Annotated in this window: 16 protein-coding genes and 1 riboswitch; of the genes, 7 read left to right on the top strand and 9 right to left on the bottom strand. The window is 44.8% G+C overall.

The window, feature by feature from the left end:
* Positions 1 to 535: 535 nt before the first annotated feature.
* Positions 536 to 1,780 (bottom strand): tyrosinase family protein, encoded by a 1,245-nt coding sequence (locus tag CHRO_RS15260; protein ID WP_015155128.1) that lies wholly within the window; start codon positions 1,778 to 1,780, stop codon positions 536 to 538.
* 332 nt (positions 1,781 to 2,112) lie between these two features.
* Positions 2,113 to 2,202: riboswitch (Glutamine riboswitch) on the top strand.
* Between the two features lie 62 nt (positions 2,203 to 2,264).
* On the opposite strand from CHRO_RS15260, the gene CHRO_RS15255 reads away from it, so the two are divergent.
* Complete coding sequence (locus CHRO_RS15255) at positions 2,265 to 2,699, top strand: DUF4278 domain-containing protein (RefSeq protein ID WP_041463171.1); 435 nt, start codon at positions 2,265 to 2,267, stop codon at positions 2,697 to 2,699.
* 48 nt (positions 2,700 to 2,747) lie between these two features.
* Here CHRO_RS15255 and CHRO_RS15250 read toward each other — a convergent pair whose 3' ends face one another.
* From CHRO_RS15250 to CHRO_RS15240, 3 genes are all read right to left on the bottom strand, one after another.
* A complete protein-coding gene (locus CHRO_RS15250; protein ID WP_041463170.1) occupies positions 2,748 to 3,860 on the bottom strand; it encodes an LptF/LptG family permease in 1,113 nt (370 codons plus the stop codon).
* Positions 3,861 to 4,025: 165 nt separating this feature from the next.
* Positions 4,026 to 4,754 (bottom strand): LPS export ABC transporter ATP-binding protein, encoded by a 729-nt coding sequence (lptB, locus tag CHRO_RS15245; RefSeq protein ID WP_015155125.1) that lies wholly within the window; start codon positions 4,752 to 4,754, stop codon positions 4,026 to 4,028.
* Between the two features lie 136 nt (positions 4,755 to 4,890).
* Positions 4,891 to 5,511 carry an LptA/OstA family protein gene (locus CHRO_RS15240; RefSeq protein WP_015155124.1) on the bottom strand — a complete coding sequence of 207 codons (621 nt, stop codon included), beginning with the start codon at positions 5,509 to 5,511 and terminating at the stop codon, positions 4,891 to 4,893.
* Positions 5,512 to 5,569: 58 nt separating this feature from the next.
* Here CHRO_RS15240 and CHRO_RS34375 point away from each other — a divergent pair, with 58 nt between their 5' ends.
* From CHRO_RS34375 to CHRO_RS15225, 4 genes are all read left to right on the top strand, one after another.
* Positions 5,570 to 5,698, top strand: coding sequence for a hypothetical protein (locus CHRO_RS34375; RefSeq protein ID WP_256498125.1), 129 nt, complete (start codon positions 5,570 to 5,572; stop codon positions 5,696 to 5,698).
* Positions 5,699 to 5,846: 148 nt separating this feature from the next.
* Positions 5,847 to 7,271: an aromatic ring-hydroxylating dioxygenase subunit alpha gene (locus tag CHRO_RS15235; protein WP_015155123.1), complete on the top strand. Its 1,425-nt coding sequence runs from the start codon at positions 5,847 to 5,849 to the stop codon at positions 7,269 to 7,271.
* Positions 7,272 to 7,633: 362 nt separating this feature from the next.
* Positions 7,634 to 7,825, top strand: a complete 192-nt coding sequence (locus tag CHRO_RS15230) for a hypothetical protein (RefSeq protein WP_015155121.1) — start codon at positions 7,634 to 7,636, stop codon at positions 7,823 to 7,825.
* A 310-nt stretch (positions 7,826 to 8,135) separates the two neighbouring features.
* Positions 8,136 to 10,178: a di-heme oxidoredictase family protein gene (locus CHRO_RS15225; protein ID WP_015155120.1), complete on the top strand. Its 2,043-nt coding sequence runs from the start codon at positions 8,136 to 8,138 to the stop codon at positions 10,176 to 10,178.
* Positions 10,179 to 10,197: 19 nt separating this feature from the next.
* Here CHRO_RS15225 and CHRO_RS15220 read toward each other — a convergent pair whose 3' ends face one another.
* Positions 10,198 to 10,680: a hypothetical protein gene (locus CHRO_RS15220; protein ID WP_015155119.1), complete on the bottom strand. Its 483-nt coding sequence runs from the start codon at positions 10,678 to 10,680 to the stop codon at positions 10,198 to 10,200.
* 258 nt (positions 10,681 to 10,938) lie between these two features.
* Entirely contained in the window at positions 10,939 to 11,337 is a 399-nt protein-coding gene (locus CHRO_RS15215) for a PPC domain-containing DNA-binding protein (RefSeq protein ID WP_015155118.1), read from the bottom strand.
* A gap of 87 nt (positions 11,338 to 11,424) precedes the next feature.
* On the opposite strand from CHRO_RS15215, the gene CHRO_RS15210 reads away from it, so the two are divergent.
* On the top strand, positions 11,425 to 12,117 hold the full coding sequence (locus CHRO_RS15210; protein WP_015155117.1) for a Crp/Fnr family transcriptional regulator: 693 nt from the start codon (positions 11,425 to 11,427) through the stop codon (positions 12,115 to 12,117).
* Positions 12,118 to 12,154: 37 nt separating this feature from the next.
* Here CHRO_RS15210 and CHRO_RS15205 read toward each other — a convergent pair whose 3' ends face one another.
* Entirely contained in the window at positions 12,155 to 13,234 is a 1,080-nt protein-coding gene (locus CHRO_RS15205) for a substrate-binding domain-containing protein (RefSeq protein ID WP_015155116.1), read from the bottom strand.
* 142 nt (positions 13,235 to 13,376) lie between these two features.
* Between CHRO_RS15205 and CHRO_RS15200 the strand changes: the two genes are divergently transcribed.
* Complete coding sequence (locus CHRO_RS15200; protein ID WP_015155115.1) at positions 13,377 to 13,661, top strand: hypothetical protein; 285 nt, start codon at positions 13,377 to 13,379, stop codon at positions 13,659 to 13,661.
* Between the two features lie 53 nt (positions 13,662 to 13,714).
* Here CHRO_RS15200 and CHRO_RS15195 read toward each other — a convergent pair whose 3' ends face one another.
* Both CHRO_RS15195 and CHRO_RS33810 read right to left on the bottom strand, forming a co-directional pair.
* Positions 13,715 to 14,002 (bottom strand): hypothetical protein, encoded by a 288-nt coding sequence (locus CHRO_RS15195; RefSeq protein WP_015155114.1) that lies wholly within the window; start codon positions 14,000 to 14,002, stop codon positions 13,715 to 13,717.
* A gap of 81 nt (positions 14,003 to 14,083) precedes the next feature.
* Positions 14,084 to 14,542, bottom strand: coding sequence for a 4a-hydroxytetrahydrobiopterin dehydratase (locus CHRO_RS33810; protein WP_245570484.1), 459 nt, complete (start codon positions 14,540 to 14,542; stop codon positions 14,084 to 14,086).
* Positions 14,543 to 14,644: the final 102 nt, after the last annotated feature.

Genomic DNA, 14,644 nt, shown 5'->3' with positions numbered 1-14,644 from the left:
CTATGTGTAGTTTATGTCTGATTTATGTCTAACTTGTTTTTTTTTGATTCAGCCAGCAAATATTGATAAGTAATTACTATCAAAATGAAAATTCTTGTTTTTAATTAGAGAGTTGTTGTGCTGTATACGCAAATAATATAAACGCATATGCTCATGCTCGCTCTTATGTAAATTAGTGCGATCGAACACACCTTTAGAAACCATACAATCTCATGCTTTTGATAGACGCGGGATTAAGAATACAGTAGCTATTGTGTTGTTTGTCGTTGATTTGCGTGTAATCTTATCTAAAGTCTCAGTCAGAGTTCGAGTAGCAAACAATCATTTCTAGAACGCCCGATCGCGTTTACTGTATTAAAAGTCACTCAGATTCAGCCCAGAAAAACCTAAGATTCAGCTCTTCACATCACGACAAAAACTAAGTGATGAAGACAAGTTAGGTATAAAAAAAATTGACTAGTTTAATAAAAAATTAATTTCAGCAGCGCTATTGATTTAACACTGCTGCCGATCGCACTCAAAACGATCGCCAAACCTAACTTCTACGACTTAATTGCTGGAACTGCAATCGCCAAGCGATCGTAGCAAAGATAGTCAGACTCAAAACAGCTATTCGAGAGCTAGATCTAGAATTTGTCATCTTCAACGTGTCGTATGTGTAGTCATACTTAGTTAAATCTAATGTGTCGGCTGGGGTAACGATATCATTTGCAGATACAGCAGGTAATAAAGATAGTTGATCTCCCGTCCCTTGATTGGCTGGGGTTGATTCACCTCCATCCCAGGGCCACATGCGATCGCTCAAATTTTCCCCATAATGACCACCTTGAGCGGGATAATATTGACTACCAGCATGACCGCTTTGCTGCCATTCCGCCCAGAGTCGATCCACATTAGCATGGATTAACCAAAATACCGGATCGTAAATCGAACTCGCAAGAGAAGCCATTGTACCTAGAGGTTCGGGGCGACCTACACTAGGGTCGAAATTAGCTCCACCTACAAAGCTGTGAAAATAATTATGCATGAATACTCCATTTTTTGGCTGACCGGAGGGATTTAATTGAATAAACCCTTCGATCGCTTGGCGAAAAGTATCGTAGTCGTTTGCAGCCAGAATGCGATCGACATCTGCTTGAGGTACTGGGTAATTATTCGTTGGCGGAAGTTGCATGAAGCGCAGTAGCACTTCACCCATCGGTTGTCCATCTGGTGTAATGTGCAATTCTGGGTACAAATTCCAGCCATTGGCGGCGCTAAAAGTACCGGGAACTGCACCACCCGAAAAATCGCCTGCATCTGGAATTGAGATTGTGACTCCTTCTCCATTGCCACCCGCAAAGTCATCTGAGAAAATTGCTGCTAACGCTTGGGGGTTCGTCCAGTCCCAATAAGGAAGCGTGACGTTAGGATCGACCGATCGCAAAGCTGTTTCAAATCGCCAGATAAATTCGCGATGCCAAGGTAATAATATCGAGCTTTCGTGAGCGCCATCATGCCCAGCTGCTGGACCTTTAGCATTGTTTGACATTAGCCCCATTGCCGCGACGTGTTGGGCGACAAACTCGTCGTAAATGCTAATTTGATGCTCGGGTAAAGTGGTATTTTTTAGGGTTTTAATTGCCTGGATGAAGGCTGCTTTCTCTGTAGAAGTGAGGTCAATAATATTTTTTCTGACGGCTATATTGTCGTCAGCACTGACAGAACTTCCCGATCCGATCGAAATAGCAATTAAACTCACAGCCAATAAGAACGCGATCGCGCGGCGAAACATCTTCATAGTCTTACTTTTTCTTCTCTTGCATTGCTCATCTGCTGAGGCAGTCACTAGAAAAACTAAGTTAGAAGAAGCAAAACAGCAAAACAATGGATAATTTTTTGAAGTCCTGTCGATTCTTTTGTAATTACGTCGATAATCAAAAAGATAGGAATCTTAGGGTCAATCTTCACCGCTCGTCTCTGACTCCCACGGATATTTAAGCTGGGGCAGGCTAGCGCAAGCAATAAGAGTAAGGTGGGCAATGCCCACCTTACTAACAATGAAAATTCAATTAATTTTTATTAAAATTGCTGCTTTTTTTAGAAAACAGTAAAATAGAATACAGAAACAAAATCGTTCATCTCTACAATTTTTTCAAATTCTGTCTTCTGGCAGATGTGATGTGGAGACGGAAGTAGGGAGCCATCCCGAAGGAACGCGCCTCATTCTAGTCAAACTACTAAAAAAATTTGACCTAAAAAATTTGAACTATAGAGGCGAAGCCATGAAACTCTCATATCGCGGTGTCAGTTACGAACAAAATTCACCCCAAATAGAAACTATGACAGGCGCAGCTGGCGGAACGTATCGCGGTGCAACCTGGAACCATCAATATCTCAGACATATTCCCGTACCGCAGCCCAAAGTTGACTTGAAGTATCGCGGCGTTGCTTATTCCACTGGCGATCCAATCGATGTAGAAGTTGTGCGGTTGCGGCGAGAATACACGCAAGTCAATGGAGCAACTACGGACACGACAGCGATCGCTGCTAAACAAAAGCCAGTTAAGAGCGATCGCCAGCTGGTGTTGCGAGAACTACACAGCACCCATCTAGATCACTTGCGTCGTAACTTAGAACGACGGCTGCAAATCGCTAGAGAAAAAGGTGACAACCACCTGATTCAATTACTCGAAGCTGAATCGAGACAGCTAGCATAAGGTCATTTGTCATTTGTTGTTGCTAGAGACAAATGACAAATAACAATATCATTTATCAGCACGGAATAAGAGAAAGCCAGCCGTGGCAAAACCAAAAATATTAGGTAACCATGCTGCTAACCACGGGGAGAGAACGCCAGATAAACCCAAAGCATCACACATAAACAGCAGCATATAGTAACTGAAAATAATAATGACGCTAATTCCAAAACTGGTCGCTCGACCTTTACCCTTAGGATTAGTCCCTAGAGTTGCACCTACTAAGCCAAAGATAGTGCAAATAAATGGAAAAGCAATTTTTTCTTGAATCCGCAGGCTGTAACGGCGGATTTTTTGTTCGTTACCACTCATCATCGCGACTTGCAATTGTTCGCTGACTTGAGCAATATTCATTTCATCTGAGTCGCGGGTGTTAGCAGCAACATCTAAGGGGGTGCGCGGTAGTTGTAACTGTTGATGCTCAAACCGGACAATATTGCGATAGGAACTGTCAGGTGCAACTAGATAGATCGTGCCATTATAAAAATCCCACTTATTCTGTTTGGGGTTCCACTCGGCTGAATCTGACACCACAATTTGGTTGAGATCGCCACGGGAGCGATCGATAATTGTCAAACCCCTCATTCGTTGCCCGTCAAAGGCATCAGCATAGAATAGGCGAGTTAATCGCTTAACTTCTCTGCCATCTGCTAGCTCAATTTCCTGATATTCTGGATAGTAAATGTTTTGTTCTTGAAATTGGGGTTTTTCTTCCTTCAGGGCTCGACTTAGAGTCGTAGTAGCCCGATAGTTAGCAGCTGGGACGACTTGCTCGTTAAATAAAAAAGTCAAACCCATAACACAAGTACTCAGTACCAATGCGGGCAGTACCAGCCGATAAATGCTGACTCCACAACTACGTAGAGCCGTTAGTTCGCTATCGCTAGACAACCGACTGTAAGTCATTAAAGCTGCTAGGAGAGTGGACATAGGAAAAGCCAGCACGACAAAAGACGGTAGCTTTAAGAGAAATACGTCAAACGCGATCGAGATTGGGAGTCCCGATTCCACCACCCGCCGCACCAGCTCAAACACTGTACCAACTGCTACTAAAACTGAAGAGAAAGCTCCTACGCCAAATAAAAACGGTGGAATTAACTCAGCCGCAATGTAGCGATCCATCAGTGCTGGCTTGGGAACCAGCAATTGAAAGGCTTTGAAGCGTTTGTGTTTGGCAAATGTCATTGGAATGAAAACTAGGGAGTGGTTGAAGGTAATTGGTAATTGGTGATTGGTAATTGGTAGTTGGTAGTTGTTGGTTATCACTCGCCACTACTCACTACTCACTTACAACTGAAAGTTTTGACCGAGATAGTATTTTCGTACTAAGGGGTTGTGATAGAGTTCATCCGCACTACCAGCAGCTAAAATTTCTCCCTCTCGCATGATATAGGCGCGATCCGTAATGGCTAGAGTTTCGCGGACGTTATGATCTGTGACTAGGATACCAATTTGGCGATCGCGTAGCTTTTGTACCATACCTTGAATTTCTGCGACTGCGATCGGGTCAACTCCAGCAAATGGCTCGTCCAAGAATAAAAACTTCGGTCCTTCTACTCCTGATGCTAAGGCTCTAGCTAATTCAGTTCTGCGCCTTTCTCCCCCAGAAACGCTGATTCCTTTCGTATGTGCGACTTTTTCTAATCGGAATTCTCGCAGAAGAGTGTGGAGTCGAGTTTGCCATTCCCGACGCGGTACTTGAGTTTGCTCCAGCACCAAAAGAAGATTATCTTGTACGCTTAAGTGACGAAATATACTGGGTTCCTGGGCTAAATAACCAAGACCTAACCGCGCTCTTTTGTGCATGGGTAAGCTGGTAATGTCTCGGTCATCCAACCAAACTACGCCGCGATCGGGTTTTTCTATCCCTGTAGCAATATAAAAAGTCGTTGTTTTTCCCGCACCATTGGGTCCGAGCAACCCGACAACTTCGCCCTGCGAAACAGAAATATCGACGCGATTGACAACAGTGCGCTGTTTGTAGGACTTGTAGATATTCTCTAGAGCAAATCTCATGGAGAGGAGGAGTGAGTAAAGAGCAGTTAAAAGTCAAAAGTTAAAAGTTAAAAGTTAAAAGTCAGAACTAATTGACAACTTTGTAGAGACGTTACATGTAACGTCTCTACACTGATAACTGATAACTGACAACATATCATTTCGGAGCAGTTGGGGTGCTGGTGGTGGGTTTGGAGTTAAAGCGGGGAGTTGCGGGCGCTGGAGGTTTTGATGTAGGCGGTTTGGGTTTAAAATTGGGAGTTGCTGGCGCTGGAGCGACAGTTTGAGGGTTGGTGTCGTTCACAATATAAGTAGATCTCACTTGTTGATTTGCCTTGGGTGTGGCAATAAAGCGACCTTGATCGATTAAATAAGTAATACTTTCTCCTTTAAGACTGTTACCCTGCTGCAACACATTAACGTTACCACTCAACACGATTTTGCGTTCTTTCTGATAGTATTGCGCTTGAGCTGCCGTAGCTTGAATTTGGCGAGCTGGATAAAATATTTGTACGTTACCGCGAGCTGTAAAGATGCCACTTTTGGAGTCAGCTTCCTGAATGTCAGAGTTAATTGTCAGAGATTGACTAGCATCCTGTGACGGTGGCGGAGTTTGGCTTTTGGCAATTGATGGGAGGAAAATGGAAGCGATCGCTAGCGTCACTGGTACGATCCAGCGCCAGCAAAAAGGAGGACGGCAAAAAGCAGGTACAGAAGGCATCATTAGTAGTGTGGGTAACACGGAGTTAAGCAGTGCATCACAGATGGTATCGCCCATCTGAATTTGCTGTATGTAGTGTAACAACCTCGGCGCGTGGAAGCTGAACTAGTAGCAAATGACAGCACGAAATTGGGAATGTGTCAATCTCGACGCACTCAACCAGCTGAAGGTTTCGCCACTCAAATATAACTGGTGGTTGGTAGTTGGTAGTTGGCGATTTCGGTTGCTAGTTGTTGGTTATTGAGAAGAAGCGAGAAAATAGAGATAGGTGAAGGCTCGCCATCGCTGGTTCACGATCTTACTGCTTCCGACTCCCTTTCTTCACTGACAACTTTGTAAAGACGTTACATGTAACGTCTTTACACTGATAACTGATAACTGACAACTGATTTATGGAAACAGTAGAGAGAAATATTACGGCGCATCTAGAACCCGAGCAAATGCTTGCAGGTGGAACTGACCCAGCATTCTTTGACTGCCAAGAAGTATGGTATCCCGTCCATTACGTGCAAGATTTGGATAAATCTAAGCCCACACCATTTACTCTATTGGGACAAGATATTGCGATCTGGTGGGAGCAGCAAGCTGAGTGCTGGCGCGTGTTTGAGGATAAATGCCCTCATCGCCTCGCGCCTCTGTCGCAAGGGAGAATAGCTGAGGATGGGTTGTTAGAATGCCCTTACCACGGATGGGCGTTTGCTGGTGCGGGAGACTGTCAGCGCATTCCCCAACAGGTAGCGGGTCAAGCAGCAGTGACTTCTCCGAGAGCCTGCGTGCGATCGCTTCCTACAATAGTGGTTAAGCAAGGGCTGCTGTTTGTCTATCCTGGGAAAGCTGAGAATGCAACCAAGACTAAAGTTCCTGTTATTGAACCCTTGGAAGAATCCTTAGAGGGATGGGTTTGCATCGACACGTTTCGCGACTTACCCTATGATGCGCTAACACTAATGGAAAATGTCTTGGACGCTAGCCACGTTCCTTTTACTCATCACCGTTCTGTAGGGAATAGGGCGAATGCCAGTTCGGTAGAATTGGAGGTAGTCGAGTCTGGCAAGCACGGTTTTACAGGGGTGTGGCAGGAAGGACCTCGACGCGGAACTTTGGGACGGCAAGACACGACTTTTGTAGCTCCAGGGTTGATGTGGCACGACTTGACATCAAAGCAATTTGGACGAACCCTTACTGCTGTCTACGCTACTCCGATTCGCAAGGGTGAATGTCGGCTATTTGCCCGTTTTCCGTTTAAATTTGCTTCTAAATTGCCTGGTTGGATAATTAAGCTCACACCCCGCTGGTATTCTCATTTGGGGCAGAACTCTGTTTTGGAGGACGATCAAATTTTTCTGCATTACCAAGAGCGATATCTCGAAGCAGGTGGGGGGAGTGGTAATTTTACTAAAGCTTTTTATCTACCGACTCAGGCTGATGCTTTCGTTGTTGAGTTGCGTCAGTGGGTTAATCAGTACAATGCTAATCCATTCCCAGGGGAAACTTTACCACCGGCGTTATCAACAGCACAGTTGTTAGATCGCGATCGCTCTCATACTTCTAAATGTGCTAGTTGTAGAGCAGCACTGGCAAATCTTCAACGCCTGCGGTTAGGACTCGCGATTGTTGCAGCAGTCATCGCAATTATCAATCCACCTCTGACTCTGTTTCTAGGAGAAAATGCCGCTACAGGTTCGCTTCTGTTTGCAACAGTGGCTTTAATTCTAGGTGCGGTTTGGCTGTGGTTAGGTAGGCTGGAAAAGCAATTTTATCAAGGTCGAGAAATTCCCCTGCGGAATTTACCTGAGAAAAAGCGATCTCGCCATTAAATAACGTTAAAAAAGAAAGAGGCATTGCATTGCAACGCCTCTATTCCCTGTTTTTTAACTCTTGTAGCTGTTTTTCACTCCACACAACATAAAAAATCGCCCCGCCCATTGCTCCTACAATCAATAAAAAAGTCAGCATTGCGATCGCTCCTTTGGCAATTTACGCACTTCGAGCCAAAATTAATCCTTAATTCATCAATCTACAGTCTTACGTTCTAAATTTATCCACAGGATTAATTGCAATTAGTATAGAGATAAATCTATACTTGGCTTGATGGTGGAATTTAAGCTAGTGGCGATCGCTGGTTCTGTCTTAGCGGTACTCTATACACAAGAGTGTTTATTCGCCCGCTCGATTGCTTGTGACCTCCACTCGCATTCACTTACTAGTTAGCGATCGCAGATTGATTCTGTTGGTGTTTTACTGCGAGGAACAACAAGTATGGCAATTTCGCGTGTTGCGGGGAACTGGTGTTTTTGGCGAGGGAAAAATTTACTACACGGCTGAGGCAGCAGAAAAAGCAGCTAGGGAATGGATTGCAGCCGATAGTTAAATAGTGCGGTTCAATCCTCGCCACATCTGTTTCAACAAGTCGATAAATGTATAGGCAGCGGGAGTCAAGCCTGTGGCGATCGTTTATTGATAGGCTCCGTGAAAGTTCTAAGAATGCTATATGATGGAGCGAAATTTTATACTCTCAGTAATCTTTTTTCGCAAAACATGACAAATAATCGCTGCAATGCCAAATTTTGAACTTAAGTAACGGAAATTCCCAACTTTTTGTATTGTATTGCTACCCATCATAAATATGTATTTTAAACTACAGAAAAATCTCAAGGAATAGGGTTTTCCTGGGGGTAAATATGCGTTGGCGGAAGCGATTTTCTCTGTTTGGCTTGTTGCTAGTAGTGAGTTTAACTGCGGTATTGCTATCGACAAACTTACTAGCTCCGAAGCTGACTCTTGCCACAGAAGCCCTGCTACAACCAGCCCCAACTCAACCACTTGGTTACTACGACTATTTTGGAAAATTACTCACCCCGCAAGCAGCCGAGAAACTCGTGCGCAAAAAGGGTTTAGATCCGAGCGCTCCTGGTGCTTTTGAACGAATTGGCGCTGTCCAGATTACCCAACAGTTGATAGAAGCTGGGGATGATATTTTCCTCAATCGCAAAGTTGGTGACACGCTGGGAATTCAAGGTGTCCTTGGTTTCGGTACGGGCTTAGCTCGGATTCAACCAGAGTTAATCGCAGCAATACGAAAATTAGGCGGGCGACCAACCACTAATTTACAACTTACCCTCCAGCAAGATTTAAAACTGGGCAGTCATTTCTATGCCAAAGGAAGCACGCTCGATACTGGTCTGGATGTCCTTTTGGGAGCTACTTTCCCGATTGGTTTAAAGCCTGATGGCAACTTTACTTGTGCGGTATGTCATGATGTTACGTCTCAACTCGGCGATCGCCTCAAGGGAGTACCTAATGGCGATCTCAACGTTCGCTTTTTGATTGCGCTTGCACCCAACTCAACAGCAGGCTTTGCTCGCTTAGATCTCGACCCGCTCGACCCTAAATATCAAGGCAACGGTAAGGCGATCGTTGATAGTCGCGGCAATTTAGTCACTTTACCCGATCCGCAAAAGTTTGAGGATGCTTTCGACGATACTTTATTAGACGTGCCTTTCGGTCACTTTGAGAGTTCTCCTGATGGCATCAACAACACCACTCAAATACCAAGCGTTTTCACTTTTAAGAGCGGTCCCTACTTTTTCGACGGGCAGTTTGCGATCGGTCCCTTTGCTGGATTAAGTGCTACTGGTAACGGCGTTCACTCATCTGAAGGTAATCTGCTAGCAGCAGCACAGCTCAGCACCGAGACTCTGGGCTTAGATCCTGAAGTTTATTTAGGTGTTGTCCTGCAAAATGCTGCCGATCCTCGCTTGCGTTTACCAGAAGGAGTACGGGTAAAACCTTCGGAATGGCTGCGCCAGGTGGCTCCCGACCCCAGACAAGCAGAACTAGAAGATCAGATTCCGGCTCCTGGTGCTGGTACGTATCCCAATTTGCGACCTAGCTTATTTACCTACAATGGAGCAATTTTCAGCCCTGACAGCTTTGTTCAAGACGATATTGCTAGCGGACCCTTCTTATTTGCCGACAATGCTATGGCTGCCTTTCAAAATAGCCTAGTACCACCTCCCAATCGAACCCAAGAGAACATCACGGCACTGAAAAACGGTTCCGTGCGGCGCGGCGCTCAAGTCTTTCAACGAGCTAATTGCGCGACTTGTCACGCGCCTCCTTTCTTTACAGACAACAAAATTCACCCTTTGAAACAATTAGGTAATAACTCAGCCCGTGCGCGATCGCGTCTTGCTTTGAAAGACGTGCTAGTACCACCCAAGATCTACACGCTTAACAATCCCGTTCCCATTCCTGCAAATGCCGAAGTGTTAGACGTACCAACAGAGGGGATTAGCGACAGTCCAACCACTCTACCAAAAGGTTTCTTACCAGATGGCGGTTACAAGACTCTTTCCTTGCGGGGAGTATATCTCAGCGCACCTTATCTGCATGATGGTGGAGTAGCAGTCAGAGCAGGCAGCTTGAAGATACAATCTAATGGCAGTTTTACGGTAGTCGATCGCACGGGTTTAGGTTTAACTGGAACTCTCAGCATCGGTCAATCTGCCGATAGTGCAAGTAGTTTGCGGGCTTTACTAGATCGTCAATTACGCAGTCAAGTTATTGCAGCTAATCAAGCTAACCCCGCTTTAGTACGCAGTAATTTAGATGGAACGGGACATGAATTTTATGTAGATAAAACTACAGGATTTACTCCGGCACAGCAAACCGATTTAATTAATTTCTTACTTGCATTGGATGACGATCCAGGTCGTTTTTAGTCTTGCAAATGTAGTCCAACTAGGGAAAAACAACTTTAGGATTAGGTGCATGACCTAAAAATAAATGTGCTGCCGATCGCAAGACAATTTCTGAATATAGAATCTTCTGAATGGTTAAACTTGGCGCGCGTTTGGCTGCGGCATTATAAGCGGCGATTTCTCCTTCTAAGGTGAAATCACTTCCAGTCAGATAGTGGTCGTAATCGTGCATTGCCAAGAAGATAAAGCCGTAGATCGGGTTGGGGTAAATAGAGCCATCGTAGCTATCAGCAGAAACCCAGAGATGACCTCGTTCAATATCGGCAAACATCTGTTTGGGATTGTCATAGCGCATGTAGTCTGAAAATTGCAGATTCAGAGGCAGTTGTTGAAACTCACCCATCAGCCAATCGCACATCTGGGCGATCGCTTCATCTGAAATTTCAGCGGGGTTGCCTTCTAAGTAAAGTCTGGCGAGGGTTTCGACTTGAGACGCAATAGTGTTTTTTTGAGCGGCTACCATATCGTTCTCTGCTTGTACTCGTGCTATTCACATCCTGACAATTCCTAGCAAGAATTTCTTTAAGGTAGCTCATGTTTTAAAACACAACAGTACCTAGTGCGTTTAAAGAAATGTTTTTATTTCGCGCATCAGCCGTAGGCGAAGCGTAGCGTTAGACGCAAAGATGCAAAGAAGAGCGCAAAAGGTAGTTTATCTTTTTTATTCATGTGTCGTTGTTCAAAGGAAAGTTATCAAAAACTAATGATGAAAGTAGATTTGCTATTTATTAAAATCAATTTCTAATTCTAGATAACCCGTTTCTGGATCTGTGGTTCTAAGAAAACGAAATTCTTCACTCACACCAATAACTATTTCAGCAGTGGTGTAGATGATGCAACCATCAACTAAATGTCCACCAATTGTTTTGCCATTGCGATCGCTAATGGCAATATGTAAATGAACGCCTGTATTAGCAACCGTGCCATTCAGAGAAAGAATTTCAAATTTATCGTGCAATATTGTAATTTCCTCGCGATCGGCAAAGCGAATCGCTGCTTGCTTCAAACTCCCAATTGCAGTTAAAATAAACCCTGCTTCGATATTCTGTGTCTGAACGAAGTCTTTTAAACTTTGTCTTAAATCTTGGCTGGGCTTGAGTCTGAGAGGAAGAATCTTCATTAATTATTAATTGTAAATTCGTTAGATGCCACCTATTATGGTAAGGTGGGCAATGCTCTGAGAACTGATAACTGATAACTGTTAGTTATGCAGGCAACAACCGAACAATTGCAGCAAATTTCAATTTTTTCAGGTTTGGAACCAGAACAACTGGCAGATCTAGAACCTCATACTGTAATCAAAAACTATCGGCGCGGAGAAATTATTTTACATGAGAGCGATCGCCTACCTGCGAAACTCTTTTCAGTTCTAAGTGGCACAATTCAGGTCAAGAAAACCGCTTCTACGGGGAAAGAAACCATTCTGCGAACCTTGTCAGCAGGAGAATTATTTGCCGCACCTTCCCTATTTGGTAATGGAATTTCACCTGCAACAGTGGTGAGCGATCGCGACTGCCAAATTCTCACCGTCGATCGCGCTGTACTCTTAGAAATGATTCGTCAAAATCCAGAAGTTGCCTTGCGGATTTTAGTTGTGATGAACGATCGCCTACAACATTTGCACAATACCGTTCATGGATTGGCATCAGAACGAGCGATCGTGCGGCTGGCACGGTTAATTCATACTTCTGTGGTGGAAGAAGGCACGGAGACAACGACAGCGGGTCTATGTTTGCGATCGCGTCTTCCCTATTATCAAATTGCCCGCAGCATCGGCATTACCTATGAAGAATGCGTGCGTTTGTTCAAACAGTTGCAACCAATTGTCAGCTATCATCGCGGTGGTCAAATCGTGCTGCGCGATCGCCATAAGCTAGAAGAGATTGCGGCAGGAGACTGAAGCCTCTCAGTTTCTCAGCTCCCTGCTCGTGCGCTCCCTACTCCCCGCTCCCTTTTACAGAAGATTGCCTGACGATGAGTTTTGTCTCTAAGATAAGAGTTGTTTTTTTATTGGGAATACCTAAGAGAATTTCCGCCGCGATCGCGCCTTTTTCGACTAAAGGTTGTTGTATAGTTGTCAACGAGGGTCGCACTTGAGCGGCAAGGGGAATACCATCAAAGCCAACGATTGCCACATCTTCGGGAACTTTTAACCCTAGATTTTCTGCTGCCCGTAATGCCCCCAGTGCTAACATGTCGCTCATAGCAAGAATTCCTGTCGGTCTGGGATGACGCTGCAATAAAGCGATCGCCGCAGCAAAAGCCCCCTCTACACCGTGGCTGTTGGGAGTCTCTTCGATTGGCACTAGAGTAGGATCGATACCTGCCGCTTGGATGGCATCAGCATAACCGCGCCAACGGTGCAATGCATTGCGAAAAATGGCGCTTTTGAGTCGTTGGGCATCAACTGGTCCTGCATAGGAGTCGTTGTGTAAATCCATCGCAATGATGCCTAAGTCCCTGCGATTGAGACTGAGTAAATGTAATGCTGCGGTACGAGCAGCTTGGCGATCGTCAATGCCAATGAATGGTATACCTTTTAGTACGGGTTGATCGACTGCTACTACTGGCATCTGTCGTTCCAAAACACGCACGATTGCCTCACTCTCATCGGGAATACAGTAAAGGATGAAGCCGTCTACTGCTGCTTGTTGAATCGTCTGCTGAGCAACGTCGGAGTCTAAAGCTGGAACGATCAATAAACTAGCCTTTGCCTGCTCGCATACTTTCGATACTCCCTGTAAAAAGGCGATCGATACCGGATCGTTAAAAGCATAGGGTAGTGCTTCCGAAAATATCAAGCCGATTGCACCTGTTTGTCCTGTCCGCAGCATTCTTGCCATTGGGTTTGGACCCGCATAACCCATCTCCTTCGCCACCGCCAACACCTTCTGTTGAACTTCTGGAGAAAGTTGATCGGGTCGATTAAACGCATTTGATACCGTTGTACGAGATACCCCTGCTGCTCTAGCAACATCCAGTAGCGTGATGGATTTTCTAGCTTTACTCTGCTTCATGCCTTTAACATCTATCTTCCTCCAATTTTCCCTATAAATACGATTTTAGGGAACTTGATCGATTCAGAAAAATTGTTTAGCATGAAATGGAAACTGAATCGATTCAGTAGACAACAAACGTAACAAAGTGTGAGGAAGATATATGATGAGAACTTACGAACAATGGCGCAACTACAGAGAGCTGGAACTAATCAGAAGACATCCACCAGCCAAAGAGTTACTAGAAGTCCAAATACTGTCTTTGTTTCGAGACATTTGGGGTTCCTGGCAAAATTTGTGGTGTAGCAACAACGAGCCGCAGATTAGCGAGATAACAGATTCTACCGGACAGACGCGATGGAAAATCTACGAGCCAACTAGCGATCGCACCTTTCAACTCGAATCGCATCAGGAAGTTTTAACTTGGCTAGAACAGCGGCATCAGTGACCAGTGACTAGTGGCTAGTGGCTAGTGGCTAGTGACCAGTGACCTGTTACCAGTTAATTGCGACTTTTGATTTCTGACTTTTGACTTTTGACTTGCGAGCGGGGTGGGGTTCTGTGGGAACCGAAATACTTTTCACTGCGATAACGCAGCCAAACTCTTAAAACTTGGGGAATTTGGTCTTTTTGCTCCGGCGTAAGAGTATTGTAGAGCGCTAAAGCGCGATCGCGTTCGCCACGACAAGCAGCATTATTATGAGCATCCCAGTAGCTTCTAGCAACGCGAATTCGCCGACAAACCTCTTTGATGAGTGCTGCTTCTGATAAAGGTTTTTCCTTAGTCATTGGTTATGAGTAGGTGGCTAGTGGCTGGCGGCTAGTGGCTTGAATCTTTTCGATCGCTAGCCACTAGTCACTCTTCACTACTCACTTAGATGGCGCGAGTTGGTTGGCTTTACGGGCAAGTTCTACATCTTTGGCTGTAATTCCGCCAGCATCGTGAGTCGTTAGATCGATCGTAACGCGATTGTAGACGTTAAACCACTCTGGATGATGACCCATCGATTCGGCAACTAGTGCCAGACTCGACATAAAACCAAAGGCTTCTACAAAAGACTTGAACTGATACTGACGGTGGAGTTTTCCTGCTTCTATACTCCAGCCGCTCAATTCTCCCAAAGCTTTTTTTAATTCTGCTTCAGATAGTTGAGAGTTACTCATAGCATACTCCTGAATCGCTGGCTGCATGGCAGAAATTGAACTACTAAAGCTAGGTTGACTGAATAGAGCGATCGCTGTCAACAACAAGCCTACAAAAAAGAGCGCGATCGCGAAGTGTGACGAATGCTGCGGCAACCATCTAAACAGAGATTTTTTGAAACTCATAAAAAAAACAGAAGTCGTGCGATCGTATTGGTATCGATCGCAAATTATGTCATAAAATTTTTTCTCTCAGCAGATGTACTCAAAATTCTTTCGCGAGCACCT

This window comes from Chroococcidiopsis thermalis PCC 7203, assembly GCF_000317125.1.
Classification (GTDB): Bacteria; Cyanobacteriota; Cyanobacteriia; order Cyanobacteriales; family Chroococcidiopsidaceae; genus Chroococcidiopsis; species Chroococcidiopsis thermalis.
Note: the sequence above shows the minus strand (reverse complement) of the source record. Positions and strands in the feature narration are given on the sequence as shown.

Bases quoted from the DNA above. Each gene is read 5' to 3' on its own strand.
- CHRO_RS15250 (WP_041463170.1), bottom strand. From the start codon at position 3,860: ATGGATCGCTACATTGCGGCTGAGTTAATTCCACCGTTTTTATTTGGC.
- lptB (WP_015155125.1), bottom strand. From the start codon at position 4,754: ATGAGATTTGCTCTAGAGAATATCTACAAGTCCTACAAACAGCGCACT.
- CHRO_RS15205 (WP_015155116.1), bottom strand. From the start codon at position 13,234: ATGAAGCAGAGTAAAGCTAGAAAATCCATCACGCTACTGGATGTTGCT.
- CHRO_RS15240 (WP_015155124.1), bottom strand. From the start codon at position 5,511: ATGGGCGATACCATCTGTGATGCACTGCTTAACTCCGTGTTACCCACA.
- CHRO_RS15255 (WP_041463171.1), top strand. From the start codon at position 2,265: ATGAAACTCTCATATCGCGGTGTCAGTTACGAACAAAATTCACCCCAA.
- CHRO_RS15210 (WP_015155117.1), top strand. From the start codon at position 11,425: ATGCAGGCAACAACCGAACAATTGCAGCAAATTTCAATTTTTTCAGGT.
- CHRO_RS15220 (WP_015155119.1), bottom strand. From the start codon at position 10,680: ATGGTAGCCGCTCAAAAAAACACTATTGCGTCTCAAGTCGAAACCCTC.
- CHRO_RS33810 (WP_245570484.1), bottom strand. From the start codon at position 14,542: ATGAGTTTCAAAAAATCTCTGTTTAGATGGTTGCCGCAGCATTCGTCA.
- CHRO_RS15235 (WP_015155123.1), top strand. From the start codon at position 5,847: ATGGAAACAGTAGAGAGAAATATTACGGCGCATCTAGAACCCGAGCAA.
- CHRO_RS34375 (WP_256498125.1), top strand. From the start codon at position 5,570: ATGACAGCACGAAATTGGGAATGTGTCAATCTCGACGCACTCAACCAG.
- CHRO_RS15195 (WP_015155114.1), bottom strand. From the start codon at position 14,002: ATGACTAAGGAAAAACCTTTATCAGAAGCAGCACTCATCAAAGAGGTT.
- CHRO_RS15215 (WP_015155118.1), bottom strand. From the start codon at position 11,337: ATGAAGATTCTTCCTCTCAGACTCAAGCCCAGCCAAGATTTAAGACAA.
- CHRO_RS15260 (WP_015155128.1), bottom strand. From the start codon at position 1,780: ATGAAGATGTTTCGCCGCGCGATCGCGTTCTTATTGGCTGTGAGTTTA.
- CHRO_RS15200 (WP_015155115.1), top strand. From the start codon at position 13,377: ATGATGAGAACTTACGAACAATGGCGCAACTACAGAGAGCTGGAACTA.
- CHRO_RS15225 (WP_015155120.1), top strand. From the start codon at position 8,136: ATGCGTTGGCGGAAGCGATTTTCTCTGTTTGGCTTGTTGCTAGTAGTG.